The sequence below is a fragment of the Thalassovita litoralis genome, assembly GCF_900182725.1.
Classification (GTDB): domain Bacteria; phylum Pseudomonadota; class Alphaproteobacteria; order Rhodobacterales; family Rhodobacteraceae; genus Thalassobius; species Thalassobius litoralis.
Window position 1 is genome coordinate 1 of sequence record NZ_FXTO01000022.1, and the last position, 17235, is coordinate 17235.

Here is a 17235-nt window from a genome sequence, read left to right on the forward strand (position 1 = left end):
CTTCAATGCGGGGGGTGTCTTCGTGTGCGTCCATAAGGACACTCGTTAAACCCTCGCGAAATCAGCCCGCCAGACGGCCCTCGGCGTAAGCTTACGGTGGTTGGCGGTTCGGTCTCTCTCTTCCGGCCCGCTGCCGTCTTGGTATGAGCCTATATAGCCCCCCGATTCAGGCGAGAGTTGGGCGTGATTGGTACATTTATGAAGAATTTCTTAATCTTTTTCAGGACATTGGTCCGAAACGAAAAGAGCCGCGCACTGGGCGCGGCTCTTCTTTGGTGGGGCGTTGCAGAATTAGCTGCCGATTGTGGTGGTTGCATCGGCGGCGGTCAGTGCTGCAACGATGTCAGCGACCAGGTCCGCGATTGACGTTTCAACCGAAGCGAAGGCCGCGACAGCCAACCCGACAACAGCGGCGGTCAGCACCACCCAATCGACGGTTACGGCCCCGGATTCGTCACGGTGAAAACGGCGGATGAAATTGAACATGATATGGTCCTTTACTCGTTATCGTACCCGCCTTCGAGGCGGAACAGAGCGAGTTTGCCAAATTTGTCTGGCAATAAAATGGCCGTAGCTGGGCCGGTTCAGGACGTTTGGGGAAAGGGGTTGGGGCGCGTTTCAGGAAACGCCGGGCTGCCGCGATTCGTGGTGCCGAAATGCAAAAGAGCCGCAGCAAATGCGCGGCTCTTGGGATGTTTTGGAACCGGCCCCTGTGTTTGGGGCCGGAAGGCGCGGGGCCTATTAGCCGCCAATCGTGGTGGTCGCGTCAGCAGCGCCGATTGCGGTGGTCATTTCGGTGGTCAGGCCCGAGGTGGAGGTTTCAACAGCGGTGAACGCTGCAACACCCAGACCCACAACAGCGGCGGTCAGCACAACCCAGTCAACGGTCACGGCGCCAGCTTCGTCTTTGCGGAAGTTTTTGATGAACTTGATCATGATTTTATCCCTTCGGAATGTGTTTTCAGTTTTGCTTAACCTTGGCGGTGGTTGGCGGTTCGGTCTCTCTCTTCCGGCCCGCTGCCGTCTTGGTATGAGCTTATATAGCCCCCCGATTCAGGCGAGAGTTGGGCGTGATTTCAGCGAAAACAGTGTCTTTTTATAAAATCCTGAATTTTCTTTTAACCATTTGAAAATGCAGAAAATAAAAATGAATAATTCGTTAATGCCGGGATGGGGCAGGGTGAAATGTGGCAGGAATTCCCGATTTCAGGCGTTCTTGGAATGGTCTGGCTGGTTTTGAACGTGATTTTTTGCGACACTGTATTCAATAAAAATGGGCAGAGCAGGCAAATCCATGAAATCCGGGCAAGGGCTGTTGGGCGCCGTGCTGGCGCTTGTGGTGGCTGGGGGAGCGTTGGCAGAATCGCCACCGCCGTTTCCCGAGTTCACGTTCAAGCGGGTAAAGCCACCGGCGGCGGGAGATACGAAGCGGATCACGGTGCAGATCACCCCGCAGGATATGAAAATACAGAAACCGGCAGCGAAATCGGCCGAACCGCAGGGCGAAACGCCCAGCCCGGCCACAGGTGACAGCTTTGGCTGGTTCTGGGAGGTGATTTCACCGGAGCTGACGGCGAGCGGGCCGGGACGATTAGAGCCCGCGTTGACCCAATTGGCGAATCCTCCGGCAGGGCAGGGGATGGGGGCCCCGCGATTGCAGGTTCTTTTGTCCATTGCACGGGACCGGAACGCAGATTTGCTGATGACGACTGTCGGGACCGGGGTTTCACCCGCGCTGGTGCTGGCGGTGATCGCGGTGGAATCGGGGGGCCGGGTCGATGCTGTCAGCGGGGCAGGGGCACAAGGGCTGATGCAGCTGATTCCCGCGACGGCAGATCGGTTCGGCGTGGCGGATGCGTTGAATGCGTCAGACAATATCCGGGGCGGCGTGGCCTATCTGGATTGGCTGCTAAAGGAATTCGACGGTGATCCCATTTTGGCGCTGGCCGCCTATAACGCCGGGGAAAATGCGGTGCGCAAACATGGCGGGGTGCCGCCCTTTGCGGAAACCCGCGCCTATGTGCCAAAGGTTCTGGCCGCATTCGCAACGGCGCGGGGGCTGTGCAAAACACCGCCGCAACTGATTTCGGACGGATGCGTGTTTAATCTGGGGCTTTGAACGCAAAAGCCCGACCGCGATGGGCCGGGCTTTGCCAATACTTCATCGTGGGGCTTAGCCGACGATCGTGGCCTCGGTCGCGGCACGCAGTTCATCCTCGGTCACGCCATCGGCGCATTCGACGATTTTCAGGCCACCTTCGACCACATCCAGAACGCCCAGATTGGTGATGATGCGATCCACCACGGATTTTCCGGTCAGCGGCAGGGTGCATTCTTTCAGCACCTTGGAGTCGCCGTGTTTATTGGTGTGGTCCATCACGACGACCACGCGGCCTACACCGGCCACCAGATCCATCGCGCCGCCCATGCCCTTGACCAGCTTACCGGGAACCATCCAGTTCGCCAGATCGCCGTTTTCGGACACTTCCATGCCGCCCAGAATCGCCATTGCAATTTTGCCGCCGCGAATCATCGCGAAGGAGGTGGCACTGTCAAAATAGGCGGTCTGCGGCAGTTCGGTGATGGTTTGCTTGCCCGCGTTGATCAGATCGGGGTCTTCTTCGCCCGCAAAGGGGAACGGACCCATGCCCAGCATCCCATTTTCCGATTGCAGGGTCACATGGACGCCTTCGGGGATGTAGTTGGACACCAGCGTCGGGATACCGATCCCAAGGTTCACATACCAGCCGTCTTGCAGTTCTTGTGCCGCGCGGGCGGCCATTTGGTTACGATCCCAAGCCATGAATTATGCCTCCTCACGCTGGCGCACGGTGCGCTGTTCGATCCGTTTTTCGTGCTGGCCCTGAATGATGCGATGCACATAGATGCCGGGCAGGTGGATGTTGTCGGGGTCCAGTGACCCGGTCGGCACGATTTCTTCAACCTCGACCACACAGACCTTACCGCAGGTGGCGGCGGGGTGGTTGAAGTTGCGGGCGGTTTTGCGGAACACCAGATTGCCGGTTTCGTCCGCTTTCCACGCTTTCACGATGGCCAGATCGGCGAACAGGCCAGTTTCCAGAATGTAATCCTGCCCGTTGAAGTTTTTCACTTCTTTGCCGTCTGCAATCACGGTGCCGACGCCGGTTTTGGTGTAGAAACCGGGGATACCCGCACCTGCGGCCCGCATCCTTTCGGCCAGCGTCCCTTGGGGGTTGAATTCCAGTTCCAGTTCGCCGCTCAGGTATTGGCGCATGAATTCGGCGTTTTCGCCCACATAGGACGAAATCATCTTTTTCACCTGACGGGTTTGCAGCAGCACACCCAGACCGAAATCGTCAACGCCAGCGTTGTTGCTGGCAACGGTCAGGTCTTTGGTGCCAGCGTCGCGGATGGCGGCAATCAGCAATTCCGGAATACCGCACAGGCCAAAGCCCCCGGCGGCGATCAGCATACCGTCGAACAGCAGCCCATCCAGGGCTTCGGCGGCGTTTGCGTAGACTTTCTTCATGGATGTCTCCCTCAAACCCATAGGGCCAAACGGTACGGGACGGGGCCAAAACCAAACACAGGCCACGCCACCACACCATTGGCATTGCCCGCGTTCTACGAAATTGGCCCGTCCGGGCCAATACGTAGAAATACGAGCGGCAGTTTAAGGGGCGGCCTTTACTTCTTGGCTTTGGTTTTGCGGGCGGGTTTTTTCTTGGCTGCTTTTTCCGCAATCAGGGCCACTGCCATTTCCATTGTCACGTCTTCGGGTTTGGTGTCCTTGGGCAGGGTGGCGTTCACCTTGTCCCATTTGACATAGGGACCATAGCGGCCTTCCATGATGTTCACCGCACCGCCGGATTCCGGGTGTTCGCCCAGTTCTTTCAGGGCTTTTGCTGCGGCACTACTGCGGCCCCGGCCCGGATTGGCGCGTTTTTCGGCCAGCAGTTCCACCGCGCGGTTCATGCCCAGCTCGAACACGTCATTGGGGTCTTTCAGGTTGGCGTAGACCGGCTTTGCCTCGTCCGGCAACTGGTGCATGGCATAGGGGCCGAAGCGCCCGAAATTGGTGGTGATCATGCCACCATCGGGGTGTTCGCCCACTTCGCGCGGCAGGCTTAGCAGGGTCAGCGCCTTTTCAAGGTCCATGTCATCCTTGGACCACCCGCGCGGCAGGCTGGCCCGCGGCGGCTTTTTGTTTTCCGGGGTCGGCTCGCCGCGCTGAACATAGGGGCCAAAGCGCCCCGCCTTCAGCCAGATTTCATCCCCGGCATCCTCGCCCAGCAGGCGTTCGTCGCCTTCGGCCCCTTCGCCCGCGATCGGGCGGGTATAGGTGCATTCGGGATAGTTGCCGCAGCCCACAAACCCCCCCGTGCGCGAGGTTTTCAGATGCAACCGACCGTTTCCGCATTTGGGGCAGACGCGCGGATCGCTGCCATCTTCGCGCGGGGGGTACAGTTGCGGCGCCAGCGCATCATCCAGCACATCCAACACTTCGGTGATGCGCAGGTCGCTGGTTTCGGTAATTGCGGCGGAAAAGTCGCGCCAGAACCGCGACAGCACGTCCTTGTAATCGCGATCCCCGGCGGACACGTCATCCAGTTGGGATTCCAGATCGGCGGTGAAATCATATTCCACATACCGCTTGAAGAAATTCATCAGGAACACCGTGACGATCCGGCCCTTATCCTCGGGGAACAGGCGGTTTTTGTCCTTGCGGACATATTCGCGATCCTGAATCGTGGTGATTACGCTGGCATAGGTTGACGGGCGGCCAATCCCCAGTTCTTCCATCTTTTTGACCAGCGTCGCCTCGGTATAGCGGGGCGGGGGCTGGGTGAAATGCTGTTCGGGGCTGATCTGGCGCTTGTCGGCTTTTTCGCCTTCCATGATCTGCGGCAGACGCTTGTCGTCATCGTCCAGAACGCTGTCGTCGCGGCCTTCTTCGTAGACGCGCAGGAACCCGTCAAACAACACAACCTGACCCGTGGCACGCAGTTCCACCTGTCCGTCCTTGCTGCTGACATCCACGGTGGTGCGTTCCATCCGGGCGGCTTCCATCTGGCAGGCGATGGTCCGTTTCCAGATCAGATCATACAGTTTTTTCTGATCGGCTTCGGTGACTTTCAGCTTCCCGGCGTCCAGCGTCATATCCGTGGGGCGGATACATTCGTGCGCTTCCTGCGCATTTTTCGCCTTGTTTTTATAAATACGCGGGCTGGCGGGCACGTATTCCGCGCCGTAGCGGTCCTTGATCGCGTCACGGGCGGCGGCCACGGCTTCGGGGGCCATGTCGATGCCATCTGTCCGCATATAGGTGATATATCCGGCCTCGTACAACCGCTGGGCGGCGCTCATGCATTGGCGCGCGCCCATGCCGTATTTACGGCTGGCTTCCTGTTGCAGGGTCGAGGTCATGAACGGCGCGGTGGGGTTGCGGCTGGCGGGCTTGGCCTCGACCGATTTCACAGTCAGATCGCGGCTGGTGATCGCCTGTACCGCGAGTTCGGCCTGCGTTTCATTTTCGATGCTGTATTTATCCAGCTTGTCCCCGGCCAGAACGGTCAGCCGTGCCTCGTATTCCTGACCGCGCGGGGTTCCCAAAACCGCGCCGACAGACCAGTATTCGCGGGGCTTGAAGGCTTCGATTTCGATTTCGCGTTCTACGATCAGGCGCAGGCAAACGGATTGCACCCGCCCAGCAGACCGCGCACCGGGCAGTTTACGCCACAACACCGGCGACAGGTTGAACCCCACCAGATAGTCCAGCGCACGGCGGGCAAGGTATGCGTCCACTAGCGGCTGGTCGATATCACGGGGATTTTTCATCGCCTCGGTCACGGCGGATTTGGTGATGGCATTGAACACCACACGGGACACCGGCGTGTCCTTTTTGATGGCCCGCCGCTTGCGCAGGGTTTCCTCAAGGTGCCAGCTGATTGCCTCGCCTTCGCGATCAGGGTCAGTCGCCAAAATCAGAGCATTGTCGTTTTTCAGGGCGTCAGCAATCGCTTTGACATGCTTGCGACTGTCGTTTCCGACCTCCCATGTCATGTCAAAATCGTGGTCCGTGTCGACCGAACCATTTTTGGCGGGCAGGTCACGGACATGTCCGTAAGACGCCAAAACGGTGTAGTCTGACCCCAGATATTTGTTGATTGTCTTGGCCTTAGCCGGGGATTCAACAACGACAACTGGCATGGAAATTCCTTTCGACTCGCACCTTAGCGTATGGCGGCGGAAAATGTGGGTCGTAAGGGGGGTTTGTCAATGCAACGTTGCAGGGTGGCTTGGTCGCACCTTTGGCGCGGTGTTTTTCAGCCTTGTATTAAGGCACAAGTGACAGCAGTCCGCCCGGTTGGCGTTTGATCCTGCCATCCAGTTCCAAATCGGTCAGCGCGGGGGCTAGGGCAGATGCAACCCCACCCAGATCGCGGATTAGCTGATCTTCGGCCACCGGAGAGGGACCAAGACGGCGCAGGATTCGGCTGTGCAGGTCAGCGGTTTCGCGCAGCGACCGTTTGGGTCGTGCCGTGGGTGGCGGGGCTGCCAAGGGCAATTCAGGTTCGGGTTTGGGGGCGTCAGCTTGTGGCAGGGCGTCTATAATGTCATCGACATGGCGCACCAGCATGGCCCCGTCGCGGATCAACATATTGCAGCCTGCGGCGCGGGCATCGAACGGGTGGCCGGGAACGGCCAGAACTTCGCGCCCTTGATCTAGCGCGTTTTTTGCGGTGATCAGGCTGCCGGATCGGGCGGCGGCTTCGACCACGACCAGCGCCTGCGCCAACCCGGAAATCAGCCGGTTGCGGCGGGGGAAATGCCGGGCTTGCGGGGTGATGCCGAACGGGAGTTCAGACAGGCGCAGGCCGGTTTTTACGATCTCTTCGCCCAAGCGGGTGTTTTCCGCCGGATAAATCACATCGACCCCGCCCGCCATGACGGCGATGGTGCCTGTGTCCAATGTGGCCGCATGGGCGGCTGTGTCGATGCCCCGTGCCAGACCGGACACAACCACATAGCCGCGTTTTGCCAAATCCTTGGCCAGCCCCTTGGCCATGCGTGTCCCAAGGGACGAGGCATTGCGCGCCCCGACCAGCGCAATCATCGGGCGGTGCAGAACCGACATATCGCCCACGACCCACAGGATCGGAGGCGTATCGGAAATTTCGGACAGGTGGCGGGGGTAATCTGCTGCCCCGGCACAGATCATCCGCGCCCCACAGCGGCGGGCCGCGGCCAGTTCCGCCCGTGCGACACCTTCGGGGCAGGGGGTATAATCGGTAACGCCTGCGGTTGCGGCCACATTCGGCAACGCTTCCAGCGCGGCGGCGGCCGATCCGTGTTCGGCCAGCATCCGGTAAAAGGTGCTGGGGCCGACACGGTAGGATCGCAAGAGGCGAAGCCACAAGACCCGCTCATCTTCCGTGGTGGGTGGGAGTGGGGGGTGAGTGGAAGGATGATTGGTGTTGGTCATCGTCGCCTCGCCTACTTGCCCATTCGGTGTAGGGGCAAAGCGGTTAACGGCAGGTAAACCGAAACAGGATTTTTTGCTTGGGGGTGATTTTGTTTTTCCCGGCGCGTTTCACCAAAGCAAACCCGCCGGGAATATCATGTATCGCTTTCATCGGATTGGCGCGGGGCGACAGCGTCGGGGCACAGGACAAGGATCATGAGCCAATATACCCCGCCGCAGATCGCGCCGATCACGGGCAGTACAATCGCGCTGTCGATGGCCTGCGCGATTCCCCAACCGATACCAGCCCCGCCTAAAATCGCCATACCCGGCCCGGCCCATCCGTAGATCATCGCCACGACTGACAGCAACGCACCGATGACCATGCCCGCCCAGGATAGCAGGGGGGAATAGACCAGCATCATCCCGATTGCCGAAACCAGAATTGGCAAATCTCCGGTGAAACCGATCAGTTCCCCCAATGGCTGACCTAAATAAACCATGCACAGCCCCAGCAGCACTGGAACGAACAGGCTGATCATGCCCGCCAGAAAGACGGCGCCCCAGTTCAGTTGCCGGTGGCCGCGCAGGCGACTGCGCAGGCGCAGAATCATGCCGCTGCGCCGCCTACCGTCAGGCCGCCAATCATCACCGTGGGCTGGCCCACGCCAACCGGCACCCATTGCCCGGCCTTGCCGCAATTGCCCAAACCGGGGTCCAGCGCCATGTCATTGCCCAAGGCGCGTATCTGGTGCAGCGCGGTGGCCCCGTCCCCGATCAGGGTGGCCCCTTTGACCGGCGCGCCGATCTTGCCGTTTTTCACGCGATAGGCCTCGGTGCAAGAAAACACGAATTTGCCATTGGTCACATCGACCTGACCGCCCCCGAAACCAACGGCATAGATCCCGTCCTTCAGATCGGCCACGATGTCGGCGGGGTTGGCATTGCCCCCCATCATATAGGTGTTGGTCATCCGGGGCATCGGCGTATGGGCATAGGATTCGCGCCGTCCGTTCCCGGTGGGTTTGACGCCCATAAGACGCGCATTCTGACGGTCCTGCATGAAACCCACCAAAATCCCGTCCTCGATCAGCACATTTTTCCCCGATGGTGTGCCTTCGTCGTCGAAACTGATGGAACCGCGCCGGTCGGGGATGGTGCCGTCATCCAGCACGGTCACGCCCTTGGCGGCCACTTGCTGCCCCATTAGCCCGGCGAACACGCTGGAGCCTTTGCGATTCGCATCCCCTTCCAGCCCGTGACCGATGGCTTCGTGCAGCAGGATACCGGGCCAGCCCGGCCCCAAAACCACATCCATGACACCGGCGGGGGCGGGTTCGGCCTCCAGGTTCACCAGCGCGATGCGCAGGGCCTCTTGGGCTTTGGCCTGCCAATCTGCCGGGTCCAGCAGGCCAGACAGGCCAACACGCCCGCCACCGCCCGCCGTGCCGGATTCGCGCCGCCCGTTGTGTTCCACGATGACGGAAACATTGACCCGCGTCATTGGCCGCACATCGCGTAAATGGGTGCCTTCGGGGCGCAGGATTTCGACCTCTTGCAGGGATGCGGCGATGGTGGCTGTCACCTGTACCACCCGTGAATCCAGCCCACGGGCAAAGTCGTCAATCTGGCGCAACGTGTCCAGTTTCACCGGAAAACTGGCCCCGCCAATGGGATCGTCGTCGGTATATAGCCGTTTATTCGTGGCCGCCGGGGGTAGCGCCAGTGTGCCGCCGCCATCCCCCACGGCCAACCGGGCCGTGGCCACGGCGCGGCGCAGGGCGGATTCGGAAATTTCGGTGGAATGAGCGTATCCGGCCACCTCGCCGCGAACAGCACGCAGGCCAAATCCTTCGGATGCGTCGTAGCTGGCGGTTTTTACGCGACCATCATCAAAAACAAGCGCTTCGCTGCGCCGACGTTCCAGAAAAAGCTCTCCGTCCTCGGCGCCCAAGGTGGCTTCTTTCAGCAATTCAAGGGCCTTACTTTGGTCCAACGTCTGCTCGAACGGGCGAAAAGCGGTATCGCTCATGTTTGTTTTTCCTGTCTTTTCAGCGGCGGGGATTTGATCTAAATCAAAAAAAGCGTCCGTTTGCCGCAAGTGCCATTGTTGTTCTGTGAAGGAGAATATGGTTTCTAGCGGCGACAAAACAACGGGTTTTCCCTGTGACGGGGAACCTGGCGTCGAAATGAACAACAAACACCTCAACCGATCAGGGTGACATATGAAACTGAATTCCAGCCTTCTGGCGGCAGCAGCAGCCTTTATCGCGGCCCCGGCCCTTGCTCAGGACGCAGTGGAAACCGTGGGGAAACCCCATCCCGGCCTTATGGGTTTCCAACCCGCAGCAACTGAACTGGCCCGCGACCTGCAAGGTTTGGATCACCTGATCCTGATCATAATCTCTGCGATTACGCTGTTCGTTATTGCGCTGATTGCGATTGTGGTCGTCCGCTACAACCGCCGCGCCAACCCGACCCCGGCCAGCTTTACCCACAATTCGCCGCTGGAAATCGCATGGACGATTATCCCGATTGTGATTCTGGTCTTCATCGGTGCGTTTTCGCTGCCGGTTCTGTTCAAGCAGCAGGAAATCCCCGAAGGCGAAGTGCATATCAAAGTCACCGGCTACCAGTGGTACTGGGGCTATGAATACACCGACCATGAATTTGCCTTTGACAGCTACATGATTGGCCAGCCTGCCACGATGACTTCGGAAGATGACGATGCAGGCGCACAGGCCTATGTGTCGAGCGATGCAATGAAAGCAAAGCTGAAAAAAGCAGGCTACAACGAAGATGAATTCCTGCTGGCAACCGATACTCAGGTTGTGATTCCGGTGAACAAGGTCGTCGTGATGGACGTGACCGGCGCTGACGTGATCCATTCGTGGACCATTCCCGCCTTTGGCGTGAAGCAAGACGCCGTGCCGGGCCGTATCGCACAGCTGTGGTTCAAGGCTGAAAAAGAAGGCATCTATTTCGGTCAGTGTTCGGAACTGTGCGGCAAGGACCACGCCTATATGCCGATCACCGTCAAAGTGGTCAGCGAAGCCGAATACGAAAAATGGCTGGAGCAGGCGAAAGAGCAATACGCCGGTACGCCCAGCAGCATGAAAGTCGCCGCGCTGAACTAAGCTGAGGCCGACTTAGATAAGGGAAGGCGCCAATCTGGCGCTTTCCGAACAGACGACTTACCCATCGGTCGCTTTATGCGGCTTCGGAAGGCAAAGAATGAGCGACGCAAGCATCAATACCCAGACACAGGGCGGCGAAGCCGGTTTCCGCGATTATTTCGCCCTGCTGAAGCCGCGCGTGATGTCGCTGGTGGTTTTCACTGCTATGGTTGGTTTGCTGGCCGCGCCGGGCGGCATTCATCCGTTTATTGCATTTTGTGCCGTGCTGTTCATCGCCGTGGGCGGTGGTGCGTCTGGCGCGCTGAACATGTGGTGGGATGCCGATATTGATCAGGTGATGAAACGCACCACATCGCGCCCGATTCCCTCGGGCAAGGTGACGGGCGGCGAGGCGCTGGCGATCGGTCTGACGCTTTCGGTCTTTGCCTGTGTCATGTTGTGGCTGGCCACCAATGCTGTGGCCGGGGCGCTGTTGGCCTTTACCATCTTCTTTTATGCCGTCGTCTATACGATGTGGCTGAAACGCTGGACCCCGCAGAACATCGTGATTGGCGGCGCGTCGGGTGCGTTTCCTCCGATGATCGGGTGGGCGGCTGTGACGGGTGGCGTCAGCGTTGAATCCGTGCTGATGTTCATGCTGATTTTCATGTGGACCCCGCCGCATTTCTGGGCGCTGGCGCTGTTCATGAATTCGGATTACGAAAAAGCGGGCGTTCCGATGCTGACCGTGACCCACGGTCGCCGTGTGACCCGCAATCATATTCTGGTCTATACGATTCTGCTGGCCCCCATTGCGATTGGCGCGGGCTTCACGGAAATCGGTGGGCCGATTTACCTGAGCGTTGCTGTGGTGCTGAACGTCCTGTTCCTGCTGGGCGCGTTCAAAATCTGGCGCCGGAACGAAGGTCAGGCGCAGGTAGATAAATACCGGCTGGAAAAATCGTTCTTTGGGCTGTCGCTTATGTATCTGTTCCTGCATTTCGGTGCGATTCTGGCCGAAGCAGCCTTGAAACCTTATGGTCTGGGGGGCTGGTAAGATGGGTTTTGAACACGTCGAACACGAATTGCATAAACGCCGCTCGGGGCGGAATATCGGGCTGGGGCTGGTTCTGGTGGCCTTTGTCGCGATTGTTTTTGGCATGACCGTCGTCAAAGTCACCACGGGCGGATTGGGGCCGAAACCCACCGCAACGCAGGGGGCAAGCAAGTAATGGCAATGGACGGCAAGAAAAAAACGTTGCTGCAACTGGTCAGCGTTGTCGTTGTCATGGGCGGTTTGGCTTGGGCATCGGTGCCGTTTTACAACTGGTTTTGCCGCGTCACGGGCTTTGGCGGTGTTACGCAGACTGCCGATACCGGGGCCGATCAGGTTTTGGACCAGACCATCAAGGTGCGGTTCGACGCTTCAAAAGAACGCGGAATGCCGTGGGAATTCAAACCCATGCAGCGTGAAATGGAATTGCGCATCGGCGAAACCGGGCTGGCCTTTTACGAGGCTTATAACCCCACGGACAAACCCGTTGCCGGGCAGGCGGCCTATAATGTGGCCCCGTTTTCGGCGGGCGGCTATTTCACCAAGATCGACTGCTTTTGCTTCACCGAACAGGTGTTGCAACCAGGCGAGCGGGTCCAGATGCCTGTGACTTTCTATGTCGACCCCGAAATTGTGCAGGACCGGGAAGCGAAATACGTTCACCAGATCACCCTGTCCTATACGTTCTATCAAATCGACCTGCCGGAAAAGCACGCTTCGCTTGCTGCCGACAAATCGAAAAACCTAAACTAAGAAGCCTTCCAACGAGGGAAACGCGATGGCGCACGAAAAAAATCATGACTACCACATTCTGCCACCTTCCTTGTGGCCCTTATTGGGTTCGGTGGCGGCTTTCATCATGCTCTTTGGGGCAGTGATCTATTTCCACACTGATTCTCCTTGGATGCTGTTGATCGGCTTCATTGGCGTTCTGTACGTGATGTTCGGCTGGTGGTCTGACGTCGTACAAGAAGGCCAGATTGGCGATCACACCCCCGTGGTGAAAATCGGCCTGCGCTATGGCTTTATCCTGTTCATCATGTCCGAGGTGATGTTCTTTGCCGCGTGGTTCTGGAGCTTCTTCAAGCATGCCATGTACCCGATGGGCGAAAACAGCCCCCGCGTGGATGGCATTTGGCCCCCGGCTGGGATTGAAACCTTTGACCCGTGGCACCTGCCGCTGATCAACACCCTGATCCTGCTGTGTTCCGGTGCGGCTGCGACTTGGGCGCACCATGCCATCGCGCATGAAAATAACCGCAAGGACATGATCAACGGTCTGGCAATCGCGGTTGCGCTGGGTCTGATCTTCACCGTGTTCCAAGCCTATGAATACAGCCACGCGGCCTTTGGCTTCTCGGGCAACATCTATGGCGCGAACTTCTTTATGGCGACGGGCTTCCACGGCTTCCACGTGGTTGTTGGCACCATCTTCCTGTTCGTTTGCATGTTGCGGGCGATGAAGGGGCATTTCACCCCCGAAGCGCATGTCGGTTTTGAAGCTGCTGCCTGGTACTGGCACTTCGTGGACGTGGTGTGGCTGTTCCTGTTCGCCGCTGTCTACGTTTGGGGCGGCTAATCGCACCTGTTTCCGGTTGAAAATCCGGGCATAAACAGCAAAAAGCAAAGCGCACGAGGGGCAGCCTTGTGCGCTTTGTGTTTCCAAGGGGTCGCCTGATGCGTCGCATCCTGTTTCCGCTGATCTTTGGCCTGCTGGGCGCTGCGATCCTGATGTCGCTGGGCGTCTGGCAATTGCGCCGGTTAGAGTGGAAAGAAAACGTGCTGGCCCAGATCGAGGCCCGCATTCACGCCGATCCCGTAGCATTGCCCGCACAGCCAGATCCGGACGCAGACCGATTTTTGCCGGTGCGTGTGCGCGGGGATATTCTTGGCCCGACAATCCGGGTTCTGGTCAGCCAGAAATCCGAAGGGGCCGGGTATCGCCTGATTAATGCGATGAAGCTAAGCGATGGCCGCGAAATCCTTGTGGATCGCGGGTTCATCCAGCTAGAGGGTACGCCGCCCCAACCGCCTTTTGAAAATGTCACCGTTACGGGCAACCTGCATTGGCCGCAGGAACGGGACAGCTATACCCCTGAAAACGACCGTGCCGCTAATATCTGGTTCGCCCGCGAGGTGGACGTGCTGGCGCAGGCGCTTGGCACGGCCCCGATCCTTGTGATTGCGCGTGATACCTCGTTCGACGACGCCCCGGTTTCCCCGCTACCTGTCGGGGTCGAGGGCATTCCCAATGACCATTTCGGATATGCCGTGCAATGGTTCGGTCTGGCCGCCGTCTGGACGGCGATGCTGGGCCTGTTCCTGTGGCGCCAGATCAAACCCGCGAAAGGGAAAGACCAGTGAAATATATCTCGACTCGGGGGCAGGCCCCTGTTCTGAGCTTTGAAGAGGCTATGCTGACCGGGCTGGCGCGTGATGGGGGGCTGTATGTTCCCGAAACCATCCCGACGCTGGACAAGGCGGAAATCGCTGCGCTGGCGGGGCTGTCCTATGAGGAAACCGCCTTCCGTATCATGCGCCCCTATATCGGCGACACGTTTACCGATGCAGAATTCCGGGACATCATCGCCAAGGCTTACGCCGGGTTCGGTCACACCGCCCGCGCGCCGATGGTGCAACTGGACAGCAATCATTTCCTGCTGGAACTGTTCCACGGTCCGACGCTGGCGTTCAAAGATTTCGCCATGCAACTGATCGGCCAACTGTTTCAGGCCGCGCTGAAACGCAATGGCAGCCGGGTGACGATCGTCGGGGCGACCTCGGGCGATACCGGGTCTGCCGCGATCGAGGCGTTCAAGGGGCTGGACGCGGTGGATGTGTTCATCCTGTTCCCCAATGGCCGCGTGTCCGAAGTGCAGCGCCGCCAGATGACCACCCCCGCCGAGGCGAATGTTCACGCGCTGGCCGTCGAAGGCCATTTTGACGATTGTCAGGCCCGCGTGAAGGACATGTTCAACGATTTTGATTTCCGCGATGGGGTCAAACTGGCGGGCGTGAATTCGATCAACTGGGCGCGGGTGCTGGCGCAGGTTGTCTATTATTTCTATTCCGCTGTTGCTTTGGGCGCGCCTGATCGCAAGATCAGCTTTACCGTGCCGACCGGCAACTTTGGCGACATCTTCGCGGGCTATATCGCGAAACGTATGGGCCTGCCGATTGATCGGCTGGTGATTGCCACCAACCAGAACGATATTCTGCACCGCTGTCTGACGACAGGGGAATACCGCCCGGATGGGGTGATCCCGTCAATCAGCCCGTCGATGGATATTCAGGTGTCCTCGAATTTTGAACGGGCGCTGTTCTATGCCTATGGGCAGGATGGGGCGGCTGTCAGTCAGTTGATGGACGAACTGAAAAACGGTGGGTTCACTGTCAGTCAGGGGGCGCTTCAGGCGCTTCAGGAATTGTTCGATTCCGGCAACTGTTCCGAGGCCGAAACCAGCGCAACCATCACCGATATGTTTGCCACCACGGGCGAACTGATGTGTCCGCATACGGCCGTTGCCGTGAAGGTGGCCAACGAACACCGCAAAACCGATGTGCCGATGATCACGCTATCCACCGCACACCCGGCGAAATTCCCGGCGGCGGTCAAGGCGGCGACGGGCGTGCATCCGGACTTGCCAGCCCGCATGGCTGACCTGTATGAGCGTTCCGAACGCGTGACCGAGATCGGCAACGATCTGGCCGCGCTTGAATCCCTGATCCGCGAGCGTATCCAGAATTGACCGTCCAACTGCACACTCTTTCCAACGGCTTTCGTATTGTCACTGAACATATGCCCGGCCTGCAATCTGCGGCGATTGGGCTGTGGGTTCTGGCGGGCGGACGCCACGAAAGGGTGGAACAGAACGGCATCGCGCATTTTCTGGAACACATGGCGTTCAAAGGCACCAAGCGGCGCACCGCGCTGCAAATCGCCGAAGCGATCGAGGATGTGGGCGGCTATATGAACGCCTACACCTCGCGCGAGGTGACGGCCTATTACGCCCGTGTTCTGGAAAACGATGTGCCGCTGGCGCTGGATGTCATTGCCGATATCGTGCTGAATCCGATTTTCGACGAACGCGAAATCGAGGTCGAGCGCGGTGTGATCCTGCAAGAAATCGGGCAGTCGCTGGATACCCCGGACGACATCATCTTTGACTGGTTGCAGGAAAAGGCCTACCCGGATCAGCCGCTGGGCCGGACGATCCTTGGCCCGGCGGAACGTGTGCGGGCCTTTACCCGCGATGATCTGTCGGCATTTGTGGCGGAGCAATATGGGCCGGGGCAGATGATCCTGTCGGCGGCTGGGGCCGTAGATCACGATGCGCTGGTGCGCGAGGCTGAGAAACTGTTCGGCCACCTGTCGCCGCTGATTTCCGTTGCCCCGTCCGAGGCCCGGTTTCATGGTGGGGAAACCCGCACGGTGAAGGCGCTGGAACAGGCGCATTTCGCAATGGCATTCGAAGGTCCGAATTACGGCGATACGACCCTGCATACCGCGCAAATCTATGCCGGGGCTTTGGGTGGCGGTATGTCCAGTCGTCTGTTTCAGGAAATCCGCGAAAAGCGCGGCCTGTGCTATACGATCTTTTCGCAGGCCGGGGCGTATGCGGATACCGGCATGATGACGATCTATGCCGGGACATCGGGCGAACAACTGGCGGAATTGGCGCTGGTGACGCTGGACGAAATGAAACGCGCAGCCAGCGACATGACCGAGGAAGAAGTTGCCCGCGCCCGCGCCCAGATGAAGGCCGGGCTGTTGATGGGGCTGGAAAGCCCGTCAAACCGGGCTGAACGGCTGGCGCGGATGATCCAGATCTGGGGCCGTGTGCCGGGGCTGGAAGAGGTGGTCGAGCGCATCGACGCCGTAACCACGCAGGACGTGAAAGCATTCGCCGAAGATATGGCCGTGCGCGCGCCAACGGCATTGGCGCTTTATGGCCCCGTGGAACAAGCCCCAACGCTGGAGGCGTTGGAGGAAAGGCGCGCTGCCTGATGTTACTGCCCAAGCGGAAGGTTCGGATCGAAACCGAGCGCATGACGTTGCGCCCGCCCGTTCATTCCGACTATCGGGATTGGTCGTCGTTGCGTTTGCACAGCCGGGATTTCCTGCAACCGTGGGAACCCACCTGGGCTTCTGACCATCTGGCGCGCAAGGCATTTACCAATCGGGTGTATTGGGCGCAGCGGTCGATCAATAATGGATCGGCGCTGCCGCTGTTCTTGATCCGGCGGGACGATCAGGCGCTTTTGGGGGCGATCACGCTGGATAATATCCGGCGTGGCCCGGCGCAGGCGGGAACCTTGGGCTATTGGATCGGTGAACCCTATGCCCGGTTGGGCTATATGCGTGAAACCATTCTGGCGGTGGTGCATCACGCGTTTCACAAACTGGACCTGAGCCGGATCGAAGCCGCCTGTTTACCGGAAAACACCGCCTCGCGCGGGGTGCTGGAAAAAGCCGGTTTCAAATACGAAGGCGTTGCCCAATCCTATCTGCAAATTGACGGGCGCTGGCGCAGTCATGTCCTGTATTCGTCGTTGCGAATGGACCGGCGGGGGCGGACAGACGTCGGGCAGGCGTAATGGTGGCGTGACAGACGCCA

General features: G+C 59.1%; 18 protein-coding genes. 10 read left to right on the forward strand and 8 right to left on the reverse strand.

Annotated elements, in window-relative coordinates; translation table 11 throughout:
* Positions 1-291: 291 nt before the first annotated feature.
* Positions 292-486 (reverse strand): hypothetical protein, encoded by a 195-nt coding sequence (locus FN828_RS14380; RefSeq protein ID WP_142494173.1) that lies wholly within the window; start codon positions 484-486, stop codon positions 292-294.
* 255 nt (positions 487-741) lie between these two features.
* Complete coding sequence (locus FN828_RS14385) at positions 742-936, reverse strand: hypothetical protein (RefSeq protein ID WP_142494174.1); 195 nt, start codon at positions 934-936, stop codon at positions 742-744.
* A 358-nt stretch (positions 937-1294) separates the two neighbouring features.
* On the opposite strand from FN828_RS14385, the gene FN828_RS14390 reads away from it, so the two are divergent.
* Positions 1295-2119, forward strand: coding sequence for a lytic transglycosylase domain-containing protein (locus tag FN828_RS14390; protein WP_142494175.1), 825 nt, complete (start codon positions 1295-1297; stop codon positions 2117-2119).
* Positions 2120-2173: 54 nt separating this feature from the next.
* Here FN828_RS14390 and FN828_RS14395 read toward each other — a convergent pair whose 3' ends face one another.
* From FN828_RS14395 to tldD, 6 genes are all read right to left on the reverse strand, one after another.
* Positions 2174-2803: a CoA transferase subunit B gene (locus tag FN828_RS14395; protein ID WP_142494176.1), complete on the reverse strand. Its 630-nt coding sequence runs from the start codon at positions 2801-2803 to the stop codon at positions 2174-2176.
* A gap of 3 nt (positions 2804-2806) precedes the next feature.
* On the reverse strand, positions 2807-3511 hold the full coding sequence (locus tag FN828_RS14400) for a CoA transferase subunit A (RefSeq protein ID WP_142494177.1): 705 nt from the start codon (positions 3509-3511) through the stop codon (positions 2807-2809).
* 158 nt (positions 3512-3669) lie between these two features.
* Positions 3670-6192 (reverse strand): type I DNA topoisomerase, encoded by a 2523-nt coding sequence (gene topA / locus FN828_RS14405; RefSeq protein ID WP_142494178.1) that lies wholly within the window; start codon positions 6190-6192, stop codon positions 3670-3672.
* Between the two features lie 127 nt (positions 6193-6319).
* The gene (gene dprA, locus FN828_RS14410; RefSeq protein ID WP_142494179.1) at positions 6320-7468 is read right to left on the reverse strand and encodes a DNA-processing protein DprA; all 1149 of its coding nucleotides are present in this window, start codon (positions 7466-7468) and stop codon (positions 6320-6322) included.
* A 134-nt stretch (positions 7469-7602) separates the two neighbouring features.
* Positions 7603-8061: a hypothetical protein gene (locus tag FN828_RS14415; RefSeq protein WP_142494180.1), complete on the reverse strand. Its 459-nt coding sequence runs from the start codon at positions 8059-8061 to the stop codon at positions 7603-7605.
* Positions 8058-9479: a metalloprotease TldD gene (gene tldD / locus FN828_RS14420; RefSeq protein WP_142494181.1), complete on the reverse strand. Its 1422-nt coding sequence runs from the start codon at positions 9477-9479 to the stop codon at positions 8058-8060. The genes FN828_RS14415 and tldD overlap by 4 nt, the downstream gene beginning before the upstream one ends.
* Positions 9480-9672: 193 nt before the next feature.
* Here tldD and coxB point away from each other — a divergent pair, with 193 nt between their 5' ends.
* From coxB to FN828_RS14460, 9 genes are all read left to right on the forward strand, one after another.
* The gene (gene coxB, locus FN828_RS14425) at positions 9673-10584 is read left to right on the forward strand and encodes a cytochrome c oxidase subunit II (protein ID WP_142494182.1); all 912 of its coding nucleotides are present in this window, start codon (positions 9673-9675) and stop codon (positions 10582-10584) included.
* A 97-nt stretch (positions 10585-10681) separates the two neighbouring features.
* Positions 10682-11620 (forward strand): heme o synthase, encoded by a 939-nt coding sequence (gene cyoE, locus FN828_RS14430; protein ID WP_142494183.1) that lies wholly within the window; start codon positions 10682-10684, stop codon positions 11618-11620.
* 1 nt (position 11621) lies between these two features.
* Positions 11622-11795: a hypothetical protein gene (locus tag FN828_RS20580; RefSeq protein WP_185959029.1), complete on the forward strand. Its 174-nt coding sequence runs from the start codon at positions 11622-11624 to the stop codon at positions 11793-11795.
* A complete protein-coding gene (locus FN828_RS14435; RefSeq protein WP_142494184.1) occupies positions 11795-12370 on the forward strand; it encodes a cytochrome c oxidase assembly protein in 576 nt (191 codons plus the stop codon). Before FN828_RS20580 ends, FN828_RS14435 begins: the two co-directional genes overlap by 1 nt.
* Positions 12371-12395: 25 nt before the next feature.
* Entirely contained in the window at positions 12396-13196 is an 801-nt protein-coding gene (locus tag FN828_RS14440; RefSeq protein WP_142494185.1) for a cytochrome c oxidase subunit 3, read from the forward strand.
* Between the two features lie 95 nt (positions 13197-13291).
* The gene (locus tag FN828_RS14445) at positions 13292-13981 is read left to right on the forward strand and encodes an SURF1 family protein (RefSeq protein ID WP_185959032.1); all 690 of its coding nucleotides are present in this window, start codon (positions 13292-13294) and stop codon (positions 13979-13981) included.
* Positions 13978-15366: a threonine synthase gene (gene thrC, locus FN828_RS14450; RefSeq protein WP_142494187.1), complete on the forward strand. Its 1389-nt coding sequence runs from the start codon at positions 13978-13980 to the stop codon at positions 15364-15366. The genes FN828_RS14445 and thrC overlap by 4 nt, the downstream gene beginning before the upstream one ends.
* The gene (locus FN828_RS14455) at positions 15363-16625 is read left to right on the forward strand and encodes a M16 family metallopeptidase (protein ID WP_142494188.1); all 1263 of its coding nucleotides are present in this window, start codon (positions 15363-15365) and stop codon (positions 16623-16625) included. Before thrC ends, FN828_RS14455 begins: the two co-directional genes overlap by 4 nt.
* Positions 16625-17215: a GNAT family N-acetyltransferase gene (locus FN828_RS14460; protein WP_142494189.1), complete on the forward strand. Its 591-nt coding sequence runs from the start codon at positions 16625-16627 to the stop codon at positions 17213-17215. Before FN828_RS14455 ends, FN828_RS14460 begins: the two co-directional genes overlap by 1 nt.
* Positions 17216-17235 lie beyond the last annotated feature (20 nt).